At 45.1% G+C, this 16,365-nt stretch carries 15 protein-coding genes; 4 read left to right on the top strand and 11 right to left on the bottom strand.

Annotation, left to right across the window (positions count from 1 at the left end):
- Positions 1-44 precede the first annotated feature (44 nt).
- The 6 genes from GVO60_RS05610 to GVO60_RS05585 form a co-directional block, all read right to left on the bottom strand.
- Positions 45-902: an alpha/beta fold hydrolase gene (locus tag GVO60_RS05610; protein WP_159651746.1), complete on the bottom strand. Its 858-nt coding sequence runs from the start codon at positions 900-902 to the stop codon at positions 45-47.
- The gene (locus GVO60_RS05605; RefSeq protein ID WP_225874895.1) at positions 899-1,453 is read right to left on the bottom strand and encodes a Slp family lipoprotein; all 555 of its coding nucleotides are present in this window, start codon (positions 1,451-1,453) and stop codon (positions 899-901) included. The genes GVO60_RS05610 and GVO60_RS05605 overlap by 4 nt, the downstream gene beginning before the upstream one ends.
- Before the next feature lie 27 nt (positions 1,454-1,480).
- On the bottom strand, positions 1,481-1,783 hold the full coding sequence (locus GVO60_RS05600; RefSeq protein ID WP_159651742.1) for a chromosome partitioning protein ParA: 303 nt from the start codon (positions 1,781-1,783) through the stop codon (positions 1,481-1,483).
- Positions 1,784-1,808: 25 nt separating this feature from the next.
- On the bottom strand, positions 1,809-2,510 hold the full coding sequence (gene tsaB, locus GVO60_RS05595) for a tRNA (adenosine(37)-N6)-threonylcarbamoyltransferase complex dimerization subunit type 1 TsaB (protein ID WP_159651740.1): 702 nt from the start codon (positions 2,508-2,510) through the stop codon (positions 1,809-1,811).
- Positions 2,511-2,545: 35 nt separating this feature from the next.
- Positions 2,546-4,450, bottom strand: coding sequence for a DNA repair helicase YoaA (yoaA, locus tag GVO60_RS05590; protein ID WP_159651738.1), 1,905 nt, complete (start codon positions 4,448-4,450; stop codon positions 2,546-2,548).
- Positions 4,451-4,561: 111 nt separating this feature from the next.
- Complete coding sequence (locus GVO60_RS05585; protein WP_159651736.1) at positions 4,562-4,762, bottom strand: hypothetical protein; 201 nt, start codon at positions 4,760-4,762, stop codon at positions 4,562-4,564.
- Positions 4,763-5,006: 244 nt separating this feature from the next.
- Here GVO60_RS05585 and purU point away from each other — a divergent pair, with 244 nt between their 5' ends.
- On the top strand, positions 5,007-5,840 hold the full coding sequence (gene purU / locus GVO60_RS05580; protein ID WP_159651734.1) for a formyltetrahydrofolate deformylase: 834 nt from the start codon (positions 5,007-5,009) through the stop codon (positions 5,838-5,840).
- A gap of 69 nt (positions 5,841-5,909) precedes the next feature.
- On the opposite strand, the gene GVO60_RS05575 is transcribed toward purU, so the two are convergent.
- Entirely contained in the window at positions 5,910-7,913 is a 2,004-nt protein-coding gene (locus GVO60_RS05575; protein ID WP_159651732.1) for an NADPH-dependent 2,4-dienoyl-CoA reductase, read from the bottom strand.
- Between the two features lie 205 nt (positions 7,914-8,118).
- Here GVO60_RS05575 and sppA point away from each other — a divergent pair, with 205 nt between their 5' ends.
- Both sppA and ansA read left to right on the top strand, forming a co-directional pair.
- Positions 8,119-9,969 carry a signal peptide peptidase SppA gene (gene sppA / locus GVO60_RS05570; RefSeq protein WP_159651730.1) on the top strand — a complete coding sequence of 617 codons (1,851 nt, stop codon included), beginning with the start codon at positions 8,119-8,121 and terminating at the stop codon, positions 9,967-9,969.
- A gap of 157 nt (positions 9,970-10,126) precedes the next feature.
- Entirely contained in the window at positions 10,127-11,143 is a 1,017-nt protein-coding gene (gene ansA / locus GVO60_RS05565) for an asparaginase (RefSeq protein WP_159651728.1), read from the top strand.
- A gap of 134 nt (positions 11,144-11,277) precedes the next feature.
- Here the strand turns inward: ansA and serS are convergent, their stop codons facing one another.
- From serS to GVO60_RS05545, 4 genes are all read right to left on the bottom strand, one after another.
- Entirely contained in the window at positions 11,278-12,585 is a 1,308-nt protein-coding gene (gene serS / locus GVO60_RS05560) for a serine--tRNA ligase (RefSeq protein ID WP_159651726.1), read from the bottom strand.
- 234 nt (positions 12,586-12,819) lie between these two features.
- Positions 12,820-14,166, bottom strand: a complete 1,347-nt coding sequence (locus GVO60_RS05555) for a replication-associated recombination protein A (RefSeq protein ID WP_159651724.1) — start codon at positions 14,164-14,166, stop codon at positions 12,820-12,822.
- Positions 14,167-14,171: 5 nt separating this feature from the next.
- The gene (gene lolA / locus GVO60_RS05550; RefSeq protein WP_159651722.1) at positions 14,172-14,768 is read right to left on the bottom strand and encodes an outer membrane lipoprotein periplasmic chaperone LolA; all 597 of its coding nucleotides are present in this window, start codon (positions 14,766-14,768) and stop codon (positions 14,172-14,174) included.
- An 86-nt stretch (positions 14,769-14,854) separates the two neighbouring features.
- Entirely contained in the window at positions 14,855-15,469 is a 615-nt protein-coding gene (locus GVO60_RS05545) for an SEC-C metal-binding domain-containing protein (RefSeq protein ID WP_159652424.1), read from the bottom strand.
- Positions 15,470-15,759: 290 nt separating this feature from the next.
- Between GVO60_RS05545 and GVO60_RS22660 the strand changes: the two genes are divergently transcribed.
- Positions 15,760-16,296: a prepilin-type N-terminal cleavage/methylation domain-containing protein gene (locus GVO60_RS22660; protein ID WP_159651720.1), complete on the top strand. Its 537-nt coding sequence runs from the start codon at positions 15,760-15,762 to the stop codon at positions 16,294-16,296.
- The last annotated feature ends 69 nt before the right edge of the window (positions 16,297-16,365 follow it).

Below are 16,365 nucleotides of genomic sequence, written 5' to 3'. Positions count from 1 at the left end.
CAGCACAGGCAAGGCGCTTGAGCACGAAACACTCAAACACTTGTTTAAATTTTGTTAACTAAGCCAAAAATTAGGTTAGATACTCTAAAAGGAGCTTGCAGATGACAGTGATGCCCACCTTCAATGACTTTAAATTGAGTCTTTTCGGTAGCATCTTGTTGAAAGCTATGCAGATGTGAAAAACCTTGATCGCCAAGCACCACTAGTTGAGGGCAAGTGATTTGCTGACGAATGAAGTGCGCATGTTCCAACGACATTCGATAGAGAGATTGGCTTTGCAGCTGAACATCATGACGCCAATGCCACTGACCATCACGTTGGACTAAACCCCGTTTCACCACTGGCGCGATTAAATCAGATTCAATCTCGTTGACCTTTGCGCGTCTCTCTATCGCGTCCTGCACCGACGTTAATGCTCTTGTCGGTTTTCTACGAATCCTTTGACGACTGAGCACTCCCTCTCTTAACCGAGACACAGTGTCGCTCTCTCTTTCTGCCAAAGGTCCGTACCCTTCTATCTGAACTAACCCACTGACTTGTTCAGGAAAGGCGGCACTATAACAACTTGCAATCAAAGCACCAAGCGAATGCCCTACTAGGACTAATCTGTTTGGCGATAACTTAACCAAAAGCTGATAAACATCGTCAATATAGTCATGAAAAGGGGAGAAATTACCCGCGCCTTTATGGCTTGAGAGACCATGACCGGGTAAATCGATTGCGCACAAATGCCAACTGGGATTTAAGCGATGAAGCTCTGTCATGACAGACTCAAAGCTCGCAGCATTATCTAACCAACCGTGCAAAAAAACGACCGAGATATCGGCCGTTTCGCTGTTTCCATATTCTAGGCTTGCTAGTTCACCATTGTGGATAGCATAGCGCTGGCTTCGAGCCGTCATTTCACTTCCTGAATTACTTTACCTTTCCGAGTGCCATGGCGAATATCACGGCAATAGAGGCTGCGACACGGGTAGAGGTAACTATCAACATCTTGGACGATCACTTTTTCTTCAATGCGCCATAGATGAAAGCCCTCTACTTGCATGACTGGAAATAGATATTCGTATTCACCAACCTTGCCTTGTTCGTTGCTGCTCGTCTGGCCTAATAGCGTAATTAGGCGACCTTCAGATAAAGTTACCGGGTCAGCAAAACCTTCAACGTAGCCAACGAATCGTCCTTGAGGCTCTTGATTGATGTCTGGCTTACCACTTGAGCTGATGGGTAAGTTCACCACTTCAACTCGTGTGGTTTGCTCTAGGTTGGTGACTTTAGCAATTACCCCACCTAAACGAACCTGAGGCTGGCTTTCTTGCTCTGCTTGCCACAGCGTATAGTCAGTAACAAGTTGAGGATTTTCTGATTTCAAATTCTCAGGCAAGGTACTGCAAGCACTCAACAGTAAAGCAGAGGCAAAAATTACAAGCTTTGTTAGGCGGGCTGAGTTCATGGTTGTCACCATCTTCTAGCGATAGATTTAGATATAAATATCGACACCAAGCATCTGTGATAGTTCATCACGCTTCGCTTGGTGCATGACATTCATGTACTCTTCCATCGCTTTACGGCTGCGACCTTCAGGAAGATCGTACTGAATTTGAGCCTTATGAACTTCAGACTCACTGACATGGCGGATAGTATGAGCCACAGCATTCGCCACCTTAGTTGGTTGACCAACTGGGTTCTGTTGCTGTGATTTTTTAACCTCATTCTTCTTATTGGTCTTGTTGGCTCTATTTGGGCCGGGGACCGAAGGAGGTAATCCGTTAATCGATACCATACTATCCGTTTAACTGTTGTTCGAGTTACTCACGACCTGGCAGCTTTTTCCACGCCACCGTATCACGTAGATACGTTGGGCTGGCCTCTTCTGCATCAACGGTATGACCTTTCGCCAACTCAAATTGAGCTAGGTAAACAATGTCTTCCGCGTCAGGGAATAAAACCTCCCCTGCGCTGCGCTGAAGTTTCAGATCAGCCAGCTCTTGTTGGTAAGCATCCCAGCCCGTACCTGCGGTATGCCAAACATGCTCATCCGCCTGACATTCCTCAGCAAGTTTTGCTGGTGGAATAACGCATTCCGCATCAAACTGAGCCCATGTGCCATCTTCTTGACGAGCATAACGACCCCAATAAACTTCGCTCATTCGAGCGTCAATCGCACTGGCGACGTGGGTTGCACCGTGTTTACGGTAACTACCTTGCGCCATTGCTTCGAGTGTTGATACGCCAACCATAGGCAAATCAGCACCGAAAGCTAAACCTTGTGCAATACCAATGCCAATTCGCACACCAGTAAAACTGCCCGGACCACGGCCAAACGCAAGCGCATCAAGGTCAGCTAGTGTTAATCCTGCTTCTTTTAAGACTTCATCCACCATTGGGAGGATTTTTTTTGTATGATCGCGAGGCGCGACCTCGCTGCGGACATACACTTTGTCATCAACCAAAAGCGCGACAGAGCAATTTTCTGTCGCTGTATCTAGGGCAAGAATTTTTGCGCTCATTGAAATCTCTAATTGTTCGTTGTTATTTCTAAAATCTATTCAAGAAAGTCCTGAATCACCTTCAAATCCCGTGTGCGCGGAATCGGTGGTAAACTGGCTAAAAACACACCGCCATATTCACGAGTCACCAAGCGGTTATCACAAATAATCAGCGCGCCTTTATCTTTCTTATCTCGAATCAATCGCCCGACACCTTGTTTCAAGGTAATCACTGCCTCAGGAATTTGCACCTGTGCAAAAGGGTCGCCACCTTTCAGTTGACAATCCTCGATGCGCGCTTTGATTAGCGGGTCATCAGGGGCGGTAAACGGTAATTTATCAATGATAACACAGCTCAGTGCATCACCTCTAACATCTATCCCTTCCCAGAATGCGCCCGTCGCAACGAGTAGAGCATTGCCGAGTTCCATAAACTCTGCCAACGTTTTTTGTTTACTGGTCTCACCTTGCATTAATACCGGCACTGTGAGCGTCTCTCTAAAGCGCTCTGCGAGTGTTTTCATCATGCTGTGGGAAGTACAAAGGAAGAAGCATCGCCCTTGGTTTTGCTCAATTATTGGCCCGAGCATACGCACCAGTTTTTCTGCCAAACCTGGGCTATTGGGCTCCGGCAAGTATCGAGGCACACAGAGCCTAGCTTGGTTTTGATAGTCAAATGGGCTAGGCAACGAAAACTGTTTATTCGGTTTTAACCCTAGTCGAGAGGTAAAGTGACCAAAATCATCATTCACCGCCAAAGTTGCTGAGGTAAATACCCAAGTACCTTGCTTTAACTCAATCTGTTCGTGGAATTTATCAGCAACCGAAAGAGGTGTAATGTGCAAACTAAAGTGACGTGGTGTGGTGTCATACCAATACGAATATCCAGTTATCGACACTTCACATACACGAGCCAACCGAGCTTGTATGGTATTGGCACGCTCAAATGCAGCATCAAGCAACTGGCTTCGGCCTAATGCAAGCTTCAGCACCTCCAGCACAAAACTCAACGCCTCATTCAAGCGCTCCATTTCACGTGCGATAGACGGCGATTTGATGGCTTCTCGCCAATTACCGCGAAACCCAGGTTCACCGAGCACGATACGTAAATCCATCGCAGTTTGGAGCAGTTTTTCTCCCGCTTTCTGCAACTGGCGCATGTCTTTTGCTTCCGTTCGATAACCGATTTCGATGTCTTTACACAACTCCTGTATCTGACGGCTAGAGAGAGATTGGCCAAAGTATTGACTTGCGATATCGGGTAGCTGGTGCGCTTCATCAAAAATAAAAACATCAGCTTCAGGGATCAATTCACCAAAACCAGTTTCTTTAATGGCGAGATCCGCTAAAAACAGGTGGTGGTTAACCACAACCACATCTGCATCCATCGCTTTTTTACGCGCCTTCAACACGAAGCAATCTTGATAACTTGGGCATTCTTTCCCTAAGCAGTTGTCATTAGTTGAAGTGATATTAGGGATGACAGGGCTATCTTCAGCAATGGCATCGCAATCGCCTAAATCACCGGTTTTGGTCTCACTCACCCACGAACGCACTTTTACCAGTTGACTCAATAATGTTGGATCGGCGGTATTAGTATGGCTTTCGACCATTTGGCGGCTTAAGCGATCTAAACATAAATAGTTAGCTCGGCCTTTCAGCAATGCGACTTGACCAAAGAAGCCAAGTGCATCAACCATCAGTGGTAAATCTCGATGGAAAAGCTGTTCTTGTAGATTTTTTGACCCAGTACTAATGATCACTTTCTTACCGCTCATCAGTGCGGGTACAAGATAAGCAAAAGTTTTACCCGTTCCGGTTCCCGCTTCGACCACCAATTGTCCTTCAGACTTTATGGTGTCTAATACAGCTTCCGCCATATCAAGTTGAGCTTGGCGAGGTTGAAAGCCGGGAATAGCTTTGCCTAAAGCACCATCAGAGGAAAAGGTTTTTGCGATCATTAGTCGGTCTACAAGAAATCAAAAATTCGGCAAGGATTATGGCAGTTTTCAAAGCAAGGCGCGAATCTGATTAGATTCGCGCAGGTAGATGATAAGTGGTCAGTTTTATTGCTAACGACGGTTTAAGTAACGAGATAACCAAGCCGGGCCAGAAAATTCGTTCTGAGCATCAGCCATCGCTTTCGCCGCTTCACTAGGCGACGCTTTGTTCTCCCACATCTGCTCTAACATTTCTTCATCAATATCTTGATCACCCATTAGGGCGCTCACTCTTTCGGAATACAACTTACGGGCGAGAAGCTCTTTATCCATAAATACCACCTTAAGACACTCATAACGAGGAAGAGAATATCCAACTAATACTTAAATAGTCTGGCGACCTGATTAGGCCCAATTGTCTAACAAAGCATAAGCCAAACGATTTACTCAGATTATTAGTTGAAACCAACTTGATATTAGTTTAATTGTAGCTTTTATATTGCGGGTTACTTCACCGTTCGAAGCCCTGTATAAATTTCAGAATACAAAAAAAATAATTCACGGAAGTACCAACCAAATGGAAAAGAAAACACTGCTAACGCACTGCACTGACGCCCCAGGCCTGATTTCTAAAATCACCAACATCTGTTACAAGCACCAATTAAACATCGTGCACAATAATGAGTTTGTTGATAACACTAGCGGCCATTTCTTCATGCGTACTGAGCTTGAAGGCTACTTCAACGATGAAACTTTTTTAGCTGACCTTGATCAAGCACTGCCTGAAGGAACCAAGCGCAAGCTGATTGGCTCAGACCGAAAACGTGTCGTCATTCTTGTGACTAAAGAAGCGCACTGTATCGGTGATATTCTGATGAAAAACTACGATGGTAGCTTGGATGTCGATATTGCCGCCGTTGTCGGTAACTACGATACACTGCAAAGCCTGACAGAGAAGTTTGACATCCCTTATCATCACGTTTCTCATGAAGGTCTTAATCGCGAAGAACATGAGCAAAAGATGCTCGAAGTGATTGAACCATATCAAGCAGATTACTTAGTGCTCGCTAAATATATGCGCGTACTTACGCCATCTTTTGTTGAGAAATTCAACCATAAAATCATCAATATTCACCACAGCTTCCTACCCGCTTTCATTGGTGCGAAGCCATACCAGCAAGCTTATGAGCGTGGTGTGAAGATCATTGGTGCTACGGCCCACTTTGTGACTAACGATCTTGATGAAGGCCCAATCATTAAGCAAGACGTCATCCCTGTTGATCACAATTTCAGCGCTCAAGATATGGCTCAAGCTGGTCGCGATGTTGAAAAGAACGTATTGAGCAAAGCATTAAACAAAGTGCTCAATGACCACGTATTTGTTTACGGTAACAAGACGGTCATTCTTTAATTTGGAATCAAATAAAAAAGCCTCTCACACGAGAGGCTTTGTTCATTTTAGATAGTATAAAAGTAGCGATTACAATTTCACTGCGAGCTCAACACCTTGGCGAATAGCACGCACGGCATCCAGTTCACCTGCATAATCAGCGCCACCAATAATGTGCAGTTTATCGCCAAATAAATGCCATTTATCTTCAAATGGTCGTACTGACTCTTGGCCAGCACATATCACCACTTTATCTGCTTCAAGCAACTTAGATTCACCATCAGCGCTAATATGTAAGCCTTTATCATCGATCTTTTCATAGCTAACGCCGCCTAGTAGATTCACACCGCGTTTTTCTAAGGTGCGCTTGTGTATCCAACCTGTTGTTTTACCGGGACCTTTACCGACGCGACCTTTACGACGTTGAAGCACCCAAACCTCTTTTTCACTCAATGAATCTGGATATGGATATAAACCACCAGGATGCGCAATCTCTTTGTCAATGCCCCATTCGTGTAGCCAATCATCCAAGTTATGACCATTTGGCTCAGTCAACATGGTTGCGACATCAACGCCGATACCACCCGCGCCCACAATGGCAATCTTGTTGCCGACATAGGTTTTCTCTTTGATGAGCGTTTGGTAATCGATCACTTTTTCTGGGTTATCAATACCTTCAATTTTAACCTTACGAGGCTCTACGCCAGATGCCATGACCACTTCATCATATTCGCTGAGCAAGTCATAGTTTGCATCGGTTTCCAGATGTAGCTTCACGCCCGTTTCATCAATCTGGTTCGCAAAGTAGCGAATCGTCTCGCGGAACTCCTCTTTACCCGGGATCTGCATCGCTAAGCGGAACTGACCACCAATACGATCGTTGCGTTCAAACAAATCAACATTGTGACCGCGCTGAGCCAGAGTTGTCGCGCAAGATAAACCCGCAGGCCCTGCCCCAACAACCGCTATGTTCTTTGGCTTGTCCGTTGGGGTCACGACCAATTCATCTTCACGACAAGCTAGTGGGTTTACCAAACAACTCGCGCGCTTACCTTTGAATACATTATCTAAACACGCTTGGTTACAACCGATACAAGTATTGATTAATTGCGCTTGGCTCTTCTCAGCTTTAATAACAAAATGTGGGTCGGCTAAGAAAGGCCTTGCCATCGACACCATATCGGCGTGACCGCTAGAGAGAATGATTTCCGCCTCATCTGGGGTATTGATGCGGTTACAAGTCACAATCGGTACATTGACATGCGGACGAACCTTTTCAGTAACCCAAGTAAATGCACCACGTGGAACCTGAGTCGCTATAGTTGGAATTCTCGCTTCATGCCAACCAATCCCCGTGTTAATGATTGTCACCCCCGCTTTTTCGAGCTCTTTCGCTAACTCAATCACTTCATCAAAGGTACTGCCTTCTTCAACAAGATCCAGCATCGACAAACGGAAAATAATAATGAAATCATCACCCACCGCCTTGCGGATAGATTTCACAATTTCTAGCGGGAAGCGCATACGATTTTCATAGCTACCGCCCCAGTCGTCATAACGCATGTTGGTGCGCTTACAAATAAACTGGTTAATCAGATACCCTTCAGATCCCATCACTTCAACGCCATCGTAGCCAGCCAGTTGAGCCAAAGAGGCACTATTAGCAAAGGCATCTATGGTCTTTTTAATCTGACGGGCACTCATTTCACTTGGAGCAAAACGGGCGATTGGCGCTTTAATTGCGGATGCACTTTGAGCAAATGGATGCATCGCATAACGACCTGCATGCAATAATTGCAATGCGATCTTACCGCCATGTTCGTGTACAGCCTCTGTCACTACTTTGTGGGCGTTCGCGTGTTTAGGTTTACTGAACTCTGCACTAAAAGGATGTAGTCGACCACGCAAGTTAGGTGAAAAACCACCTGTTACTATCAAACCCACACCGCCTTTGGCACGTTCAGCATAGAAAGCAGCGAGCTTCCCTAATCCTTCTTTATGCTCTTCAAGACCTGTGTGCATTGAGCCCATTAAGACTCGGTTTCTTATCTGGGTGAATCCTAGATCTAAAGGTTGGAGTAGGTTTGGATACATAGCAGACATCACTTTAGTTAATTATTCTGGTCTGACCACAATAATCTTAGTTGTAATATAAATCAAACAAGTGTTTACATTTTTGTAACACCGATCAATCTTACGGTTGTTTGCGTATACTAGTTTCAGTAGGATGTAACTTTTCTGGATTTATAAGGTCTTACAGCGGATAAGCCTTAACCTGCGGTCACGCAGCGGAGTTTAAATGAAAAAACTATTTAAGTTCATCGGCCTGTTCTTCAAAGGGATTTGGAAACTCATCACCTTTGCTCGACTGGCTCTGACTAATTTATTTTTTATAGCGACCGTAGCCATCATCTACTTCGTTTACTTTCATGCGGAAAGTGAAGCGCCAACGGTACCCACTGAATCAGCTTTGATTCTCAACTTGTCAGGCCCAATAGTTGAGCAGCCAAATTACGTCAACCCAATGGATTCGGTTACCGGCTCTCTGATCGGTAAAGATCTACCGAAAGAAAATGTGCTGTTTGATATTGTTGATACCCTGCGATACGCGAAAGATGATGAAAAGGTCAGCGGACTAGTGCTGGCGTTAGGCGACCTACCGGAAACCAATCTGACTAAATTGCGCTACATTGCCAAAGCACTGAACGAGTTTAAAGCATCAGGCAAACCCATTTACGCTGTAGGTGACTTCTACAACCAAAGCCAGTACTACTTAGCGAGTTACGCAGACAAAATCTATCTAGCGCCAGACGGTGCCGTGATGCTGAAGGGTTATAGCTCTTACTCACTCTACTACAAAACCTTGCTAGAAAAACTCAACGTGAATACGCACGTATTTAGAGTTGGCACCTATAAATCAGCGATTGAGCCTTTTGTTCGCAATGATATGTCGGATGAAGCGAAAGAGTCCGCATCGCGCTGGTTAGGGCAGCTTTGGGGCGCTTTCGTCGATGATATTGCTACTAATCGTGAAATCACGCCAGAGTCACTGAACCTCAACATGGATCAATTCTTGGCTCTATTGAAGCAAAATGATGGCGATTTAGCCGCACTATCGAAAAACGTTGGTTTAGTCGATGAACTGGCGACTCGTCAGCAAGTGCGTAGAGAAATGATTGAAGTCTTTGGTAGCAATGGCGAAGACAGCTACAACCACATCAGCTACTACGATTACCTACCAACCATGACACCTAGCTTCGATATCGCTTCAGATGATATCGCTGTAGTGGTGGCGAGTGGCGCAATTATGGACGGTTCACAACCTCGTGGCACTGTCGGTGGCGATACGGTTGCCTCGCTGCTGCGTCAAGCTCGTAACGACGACAAAGTGAAAGCCGTTGTACTTCGTGTTGACAGCCCGGGAGGCAGTGCTTTTGCTTCAGAAGTGATTCGAAATGAGATCGAAGCGCTAAAAGAAGCGGGCAAACCTGTTGTTGCCTCAATGTCGAGCTTAGCTGCCTCTGGCGGTTACTGGATTTCAATGAGCGCAGATCGCATTGTTGCTCAGCCAACAACTCTGACAGGCTCTATTGGTATCTTTAGTGTAATCACCACCTTTGAGAAAGGATTAAACGAACTAGGCGTCTACACCGACGGTGTTGGTACTTCACCTTTCTCTGATGTAGGTATCACAACTGGGCTATCAGAAGGTGCGGCGCAAGCTTTCCAACTTGGTATTGAGCATGGCTACAAGCGATTTACCAACCTGGTGAGCAGTAACCGTGATATCCCTCAACCGGAGCTAGATAAAATTGCTCAAGGTCGCGTCTGGACAGGACAAGATGCACTGAACTTTGGCTTGGTAGATAACATCGGTGACTTCGATGATGCGGTTAAGCTCGCAGCTGAGCTTGCTAAAGTCGAGTCATACAACATCTACTGGATCGAAGAGCCGTTAAGCCCTGCTCAGCAGTTTATTCAAGATATCATGAATCAAGTGAAAGTATCGGTAGGCATCGATGTCTCTACCTACATTCCACCAGCACTGCAACCTGTGGTTAGCCAAGTAGCAGCAGATGCGGATATGCTACAGAGCTTTAATGACCCCAAAGGTCAATATGCATTCTGTTTAAACTGCTTGGTGCAATAAATAATCAGAAATTGACTGCAAAGTAGATACTTAACAGTACATTATCTTACCAGGCTATAATTAAGGGGTGTTCCTGTGCGGGATGCCCCTTTTTATTAGGCGCGATTAAGCTATAATCCCCCGCTCTGTTCCCCCTACAATCACTGGTTTCTAAACAATGGCAAGAAAACATATCTATATCGCTTATACAGGCGGCACCATTGGTATGCAGAAGTCGCATGATCATGGCTATGTTCCTGTAGCTGGCTTCATGGAAAAACAACTGGCAAGCATGCCTGAGTTTCACCGCCCTGAGATGCCTGAATTCACCATCCATGAATACGAGCCACTCATCGACTCTTCAGACATGACGCCGAAAGACTGGCAGCAAATTGCGGATGATATTCGTGCAAACTATGACAAATATGATGGTTTCGTCATTCTGCACGGTACAGATACGATGGCTTACACCGCCTCTGCTCTGTCCTTTATGCTTGAAAACCTAGGCAAACCAGTCATTGTTACTGGCTCGCAAATCCCACTAGCAGAGCTGCGTTCTGATGGTCAAGCGAACCTACTTAACGCTCTACATATTGCGGCCAACTACCCAATAAATGAAGTAACCTTATTCTTCAATAACAAGTTGATGCGTGGTAATCGCAGTACTAAGTCGCACGCTGATGGTTTTAATGCCTTTACCTCACCTAACCTTCCACCACTTTTGGAAGCGGGTATCAATATTCAAATCAGCAATGACATCAAAGTAGGTGAAACACCAGCCGGTGAATTTAAAGTCCATGATATTACGCCACAACCGATCGGCGTCATCACCATGTATCCTGGTATTTCCCACGAAGTGATTCGCAATACTTTGCTACAACCTGTGAATGCAATGATCCTGCTGACTTTTGGTGTGGGTAACGCTCCGCAGAACCCAGAGCTACTTAGCCATTTAAAAGATGCATCAGAGCGTGGTGTCATTGTGGTAAACTTGACTCAGTGTCTAGCAGGTAAAGTGAATATGGGTGGTTACGCGACAGGCTGTGCACTAGCAGAAGCTGGCGTCATCAGTGGTTACGATATGACACCAGAAGCTGCGTTAGCGAAACTTCATTACCTACTAAGCCAAGATCTTTCTTACGAACAAGTGAAGGTCAAAATGCAGCAAGTTCTGCGTGGTGAGATGAGTATTTAACTCGGATTGAATAATGGAAAAGCCAGCATTCATTGCTGGCTTTTTTATTACTAATTACTGAGCTGACAAACAAAAAAAGGCGACTCAATGAGTCGCCTTTCATCTATTAATGTTCTAACGAACTGTTCTTTCGATTAGCCGATGTGCGTTGCGCCAGCCATGTACTTCTGAAGTACAGTCGGGATAGCGATGCGACCGTCTGCTTCTTGATTGTTTTCAAGAATCGCAACCATAGTACGACCTACAGCTAGACCAGAACCGTTTAGTGTGTGTACTAGCTCAGGTTTCTTCTCACCTTTACGGCGGAAACGTGCTTGCATGCGACGTGCTTGGAAATCCCACATGTTTGAACAAGAAGAGATTTCACGGTAAGTCTCTTGAGCAGGAACCCAAACTTCTAGATCGTAAGTTTTACGAGCGCCGAAGCCCATGTCACCAGTACATAGAACCACTTTACGGTAAGGAAGCTCTAGAAGCTGAAGAACCTTCTCAGCGTGGCCTGTTAGCTCTTCAAGTGCTGCCATTGAATCTTCTGGCTTCGTGATTTGAACTAGTTCAACTTTATCGAACTGGTGCATACGGATAAGACCACGAGTATCACGACCGTAAGAACCCGCTTCAGAACGGAAACATGGTGTGTGCGCTGTCATCTTAAGTGGTAGATCCGCTTCGTCAGAAATCGTGTCACGAACCATGTTCGTTACTGGTACTTCTGCTGTTGGGATCAGAGACAGTTTACGTGGCTCTTCATCGTTTACTTTTTCTTCTAGCGGCTCTGTGTGGAATAGGTCTTTACCAAATTTAGGTAGCTGACCTGTACCAAATAGGCTGTCAGAATTCACTAGGTACGGTACGTACATCTCAGAGTAGCCGTGCTCTTCAGTGTGAAGGTCTAGCATGAACTGAGCAATTGCACGGTGTAAACGAGCAAATTGGCCTTTCATTACGATGAAGCGCGCGCCTGTAATTTTTGTTGCGCTAGCAAAATCAAGACCGCCGCCCATCTCACCAAGATCAACGTGATCTTTTAGTTCGAAGTCGTAAGTTTTTGGTTCACCCCAACGAGAGATCTCAACGTTATCTTCTTCGTCTTTACCGTCTGGCACATCGTCAGCTGGTAAGTTAGGAACAGAAAGAGTGATCTCTTCAAGTTGTGCTATAACCGCGTCAAGTTCAACTTTTTTCGCATCTAGATCGCTACCAAGTGTACCGATTTGCTTTTTGATCTCTTCTGCGCCTTCTTTATCGCCAGCCGCCATTTTTTGGCCAATCTGCTTGGAGATGGAGTTACGCGTGGATTGTAAATTTTCAACTTCTACTTGAATCGACTTACGTTGTTCTTCAAGTGTACGGATTGTCTCTACGTCTAGCTTAAAGCCACGACGTGCTAGTTTTGCAGCTGTTTCATCCAGCTCTGTACGAAGTAATTTAGAATCCAGCATTGTTAATCCTATGCTTTTTTAGTTGTGAAATCGCGCTCGAACATCTTGCTCAAACGCTAATAAATAGTTCCCAAAATAATTGGAGTTGCAGCGCGGCAACAAATCAATTCAGCCCAATGAGCATAGGAGCTCTATGTGATTAGGGCGGCCGGCTTCCGGTGAATTGGTGCAGTTAACAAAGCTGCGGCTTCAAGTATGAAGGGATAATTGGATAAATGTATCTAAAATGCTCGCTTATTCATAGCGCTTTTGTGGGCTTTTTGCGTCTAAACTAGCCAAGTAATCTAACTTTTCGCCAATTTTGGTTTCTAAGCCGCGATTTGTCGGTTGATAGTAGCGAGTCTCACCCATTTCTGGCGGTAAGTACTTCTCACCAGCTGCATACGCTCCTGGTTCATCATGGGCGTAACGATATTCTGCGCCATAGCCGAGATCTTTCATCAAATTGGTTGGTGCATTACGAAGGTGAGGAGGTACTTCATATTCCGGTAAATTATGCGCATCGGTTAAGGCTTGTTTCCACGCTGTGTAAACCGCGTTACTTTTTGGCGCGCAAGCCAAATAGACAATCGCTTGAGCAATCGCTCGCTCACCTTCCGCAGGCCCAACACGAGTAAAGCAATCCCACGCAGAAAGCGCAATCTGCATAGCTCTTGGATCCGCATTACCTATATCTTCCGAGGCTATCGCCAGTAAGCGTCTTGCGATATATAAAGGGTCGCATCCTGCAGCAATCATTCTTGCTGACCAATAGAGTGCCGCATCAGGGTTTGAACCGCGAATCGACTTATGTACCGCCGAAATCAAGTCGTACCAAATGTCGCCTTTATTATCAAAGCGCGATACTTTTTCACCCGCCACTTCGGCAAGCAGTTGCAATGTAATTTGCTTAACGCCTTGTTCGTCTTCTTGAGCCATGTCGTAGAGCAATTCAAGATAGTTAAGCGACATTCTTGCGTCACCATTAACCAGCTCTGACAAACGGTCTAAAACGTTGTCAACAAATTCAGCACTGACATCACCGAGCCCACGCTCTTCATCATTCACTGCCTGTTCAAGTGCCTGACGAATATCTTCTTTCGCCAATGAGGTTAGTTTGTACACTCGCGCGCGTGACAGCAAAGCGTTATTGAGTTCAAAGGAAGGATTTTCCGTCGTCGCACCAATAAAAGTAACGGTTCCATCTTCAATATGAGGTAGAAAAGCGTCTTGCTGAGATTTGTTAAAGCGATGCACCTCGTCTACGAATAAAATAGTACGACGACCAGCGAGTTTGTTTTCTCGCGCTTTCTCAATGGCCGCTCGTATCTCTTTTACGCCAGATGTTACCGCTGATACTCGTTCAACTTCCGCATTGGCATAATTTGCAGCCACTTCTGCTAGCGTCGTTTTACCGGTGCCTGGTGGCCCCCACAAGATCATTGAGTGGATGTGACCCGCCTCTAACGCACGTCTTAGCGGCTTACCGACACCAAGAATGTGCTGCTGGCCAATATATTGATCCAACGTTTGCGGGCGCATTCTAGCAGCAAGGGGACGAAAATCTTCGTCCCCTGTAAAATCAAACGAGTAGTTACTCACTATTGTTAGTTCCTTTGATCGTCAACCTCTACCCCTTCTGGGATAGTAAAGGTGAAGCGATCTGCTTTAGGTTTGTTCAAGTTAATACTATTGAATTTGAAAGCACTTTGTTGACCATCTTGTTCAATAACACTAAAGCCTTTCACTGCGCCTTTTTCATCAATTTCTAACTTAAAGTTACCTTGATTGGTATCCGCAGCGGTTGGGACAAGAGTAAAGATGTCACCTTGTTGAGTAACCTTATAGTTATCCCAGTCACTCGCTCGGTTTCGAGTTAGAAGAACAAATGGCGTTTGCTCTGTTGCTTGTTCTTGCCAGTAGATGCTCACTTGCTCAATGAACGGACTGTAATACCAAAGGCTTTTACCATCAGAGACCAGGACATTTTCATCAGGCAGTGTCGTTGTCCAACGGAATAAGCTTGGGCGAGAAATCTCCACCGTGCCTTCTCCTTCCATCACGACATCGCCATCTGGACTTGTCACTTGCTGGCTGAAGTCAGCACTAAAACCATCTGTTTGTTGTAAACGCTGGTTTAATTCGTCTTTTGGTGCTGCAAACACTGAAAAGCTCATAAATAGCAGTGCGGCCAGTTTTTTCATTCTTTCGTTATCCTGTAATTTAGCGCAATAACCAAGGTTATAACTTTGTTCGAACCATGGTTTGACCGAATAAAGTTAACTTTGTTCTATTTTCCACAGCACTGTTTGAACTTTCGACCGCTGCCACAAAGGCATTCATCGTTACGTCCAATCGCTTTGTATGGGTTCACGCTCTGTGACTTAGCCCCTACCATCGCTTCATCCGCCGCCTGTGCGACTTCAACAATCATTAAGTCAAGCTGTTCAATAAAATCGCTAAGAGCTGGTGGTGTTTCAATACCGGCTTCGCGCATTTGCTGCTGAGTTTGCTGCTCGTCAATCGCTAGCATAAATGATGTCAGTAGCGCTTGAAGCATACGAATCGTACCGTCACCTATTTGCACATCTTGCCACAGCTCTTCCACTGTTGGCCATAATGTCATAAACCCTTCAGCCACATCCGCTAACTGCTCTGCTTTATCTTGTTCGTTAAGCAAGGACAAAAGTGAGTACTCATTGCTTTTAAGATAGCTATACTGCTGGGTAATATGTTCTTCAACAGGTTTTCTTGCTGCTTGCGCCTGCTCAGTGAATACGTTGCCTAACCATGTTTCTGGGCCGAGTGGCTTAGTGGCCATATTGGCAGCAAGACATAAACCTTCCAAGAAAAACGGAGATTCGATACTTATTGAGTCTGACAGTGTCAGTAATTGATACTTCATCATTCACTTCTAGTGTTTAACTGATAACGCACGCATTATAACCCTATGCAAGGCAATAGGTCACTTCGAGACTTTCCTCCCTGACTCGATCTCCTTCTCCTTGTGGTGTTTAGACAAATTTGTAGTCTCGGCTAGTTATACGGAGTTAGTAACTAGCCTTCTCTTTTTCCAGTGCCTTTCTATTCTTACCGTAATCTGACTTTACTCTCTTGGAAAAAAGATATTTAAGGCGCAAACTTATAGATGTGTTAATCAATTTTCTCCCTGTTTATAAGTGGTCTGGGGTCTTTATGAATAATTATCGTGCCAAAGGTTTTACTCTCATTGAACTGGTTGTTGTGATTGTTATTCTGGGTGTCCTATCCGTTACTGCGCTACCTCGCTTTCTTAATTTTCAGCAAGACGCACACGACAACCGGGCAAGAACCGCATTTTCTGCCTTCATTAATGCAACCGAAATGTATCACTCAATGTGGCTAGTCGAAGGAGAGCCTAGTGGAGCCGTTGAAGGTTATGCTGGTGGAAATGTCTTTCCATCAGACACAGGCTATCCAAGAAATGTTGATGCTCTTGACCCAACTAAACCTGACTGCCCTGAGCTATGGGAAAGCTTGTTGCAAACAGACTTAACCGTCGAAGTACATAGTGACCCGATTTTAGAAAACAATGCCAATGCGGATGTCGTGAGTTGGTATCGAGGTTCCGGCGCCTGCTATTACTATTACAAGTCAAATATCAATGACTACACGACCAATGTTTGGCAACTCGAGTATCAACCACTCGATGGCAGTTTCGAAATCCGTAACGATCGTCCATTACCTAAATAGATAAGTCGCCAATTTGAGCTATTCAGTGACTTTTTCATCACTTACTACTAAAATCACGCCTCCTTAAAT

The sequence above is a fragment of the Vibrio atypicus genome, from assembly GCF_009811315.1.
Lineage (GTDB): Bacteria > Pseudomonadota > Gammaproteobacteria > Enterobacterales > Vibrionaceae > Vibrio > Vibrio atypicus.
Note: the sequence above shows the minus strand (reverse complement) of the source record. Positions and strands in the feature narration are given on the sequence as shown.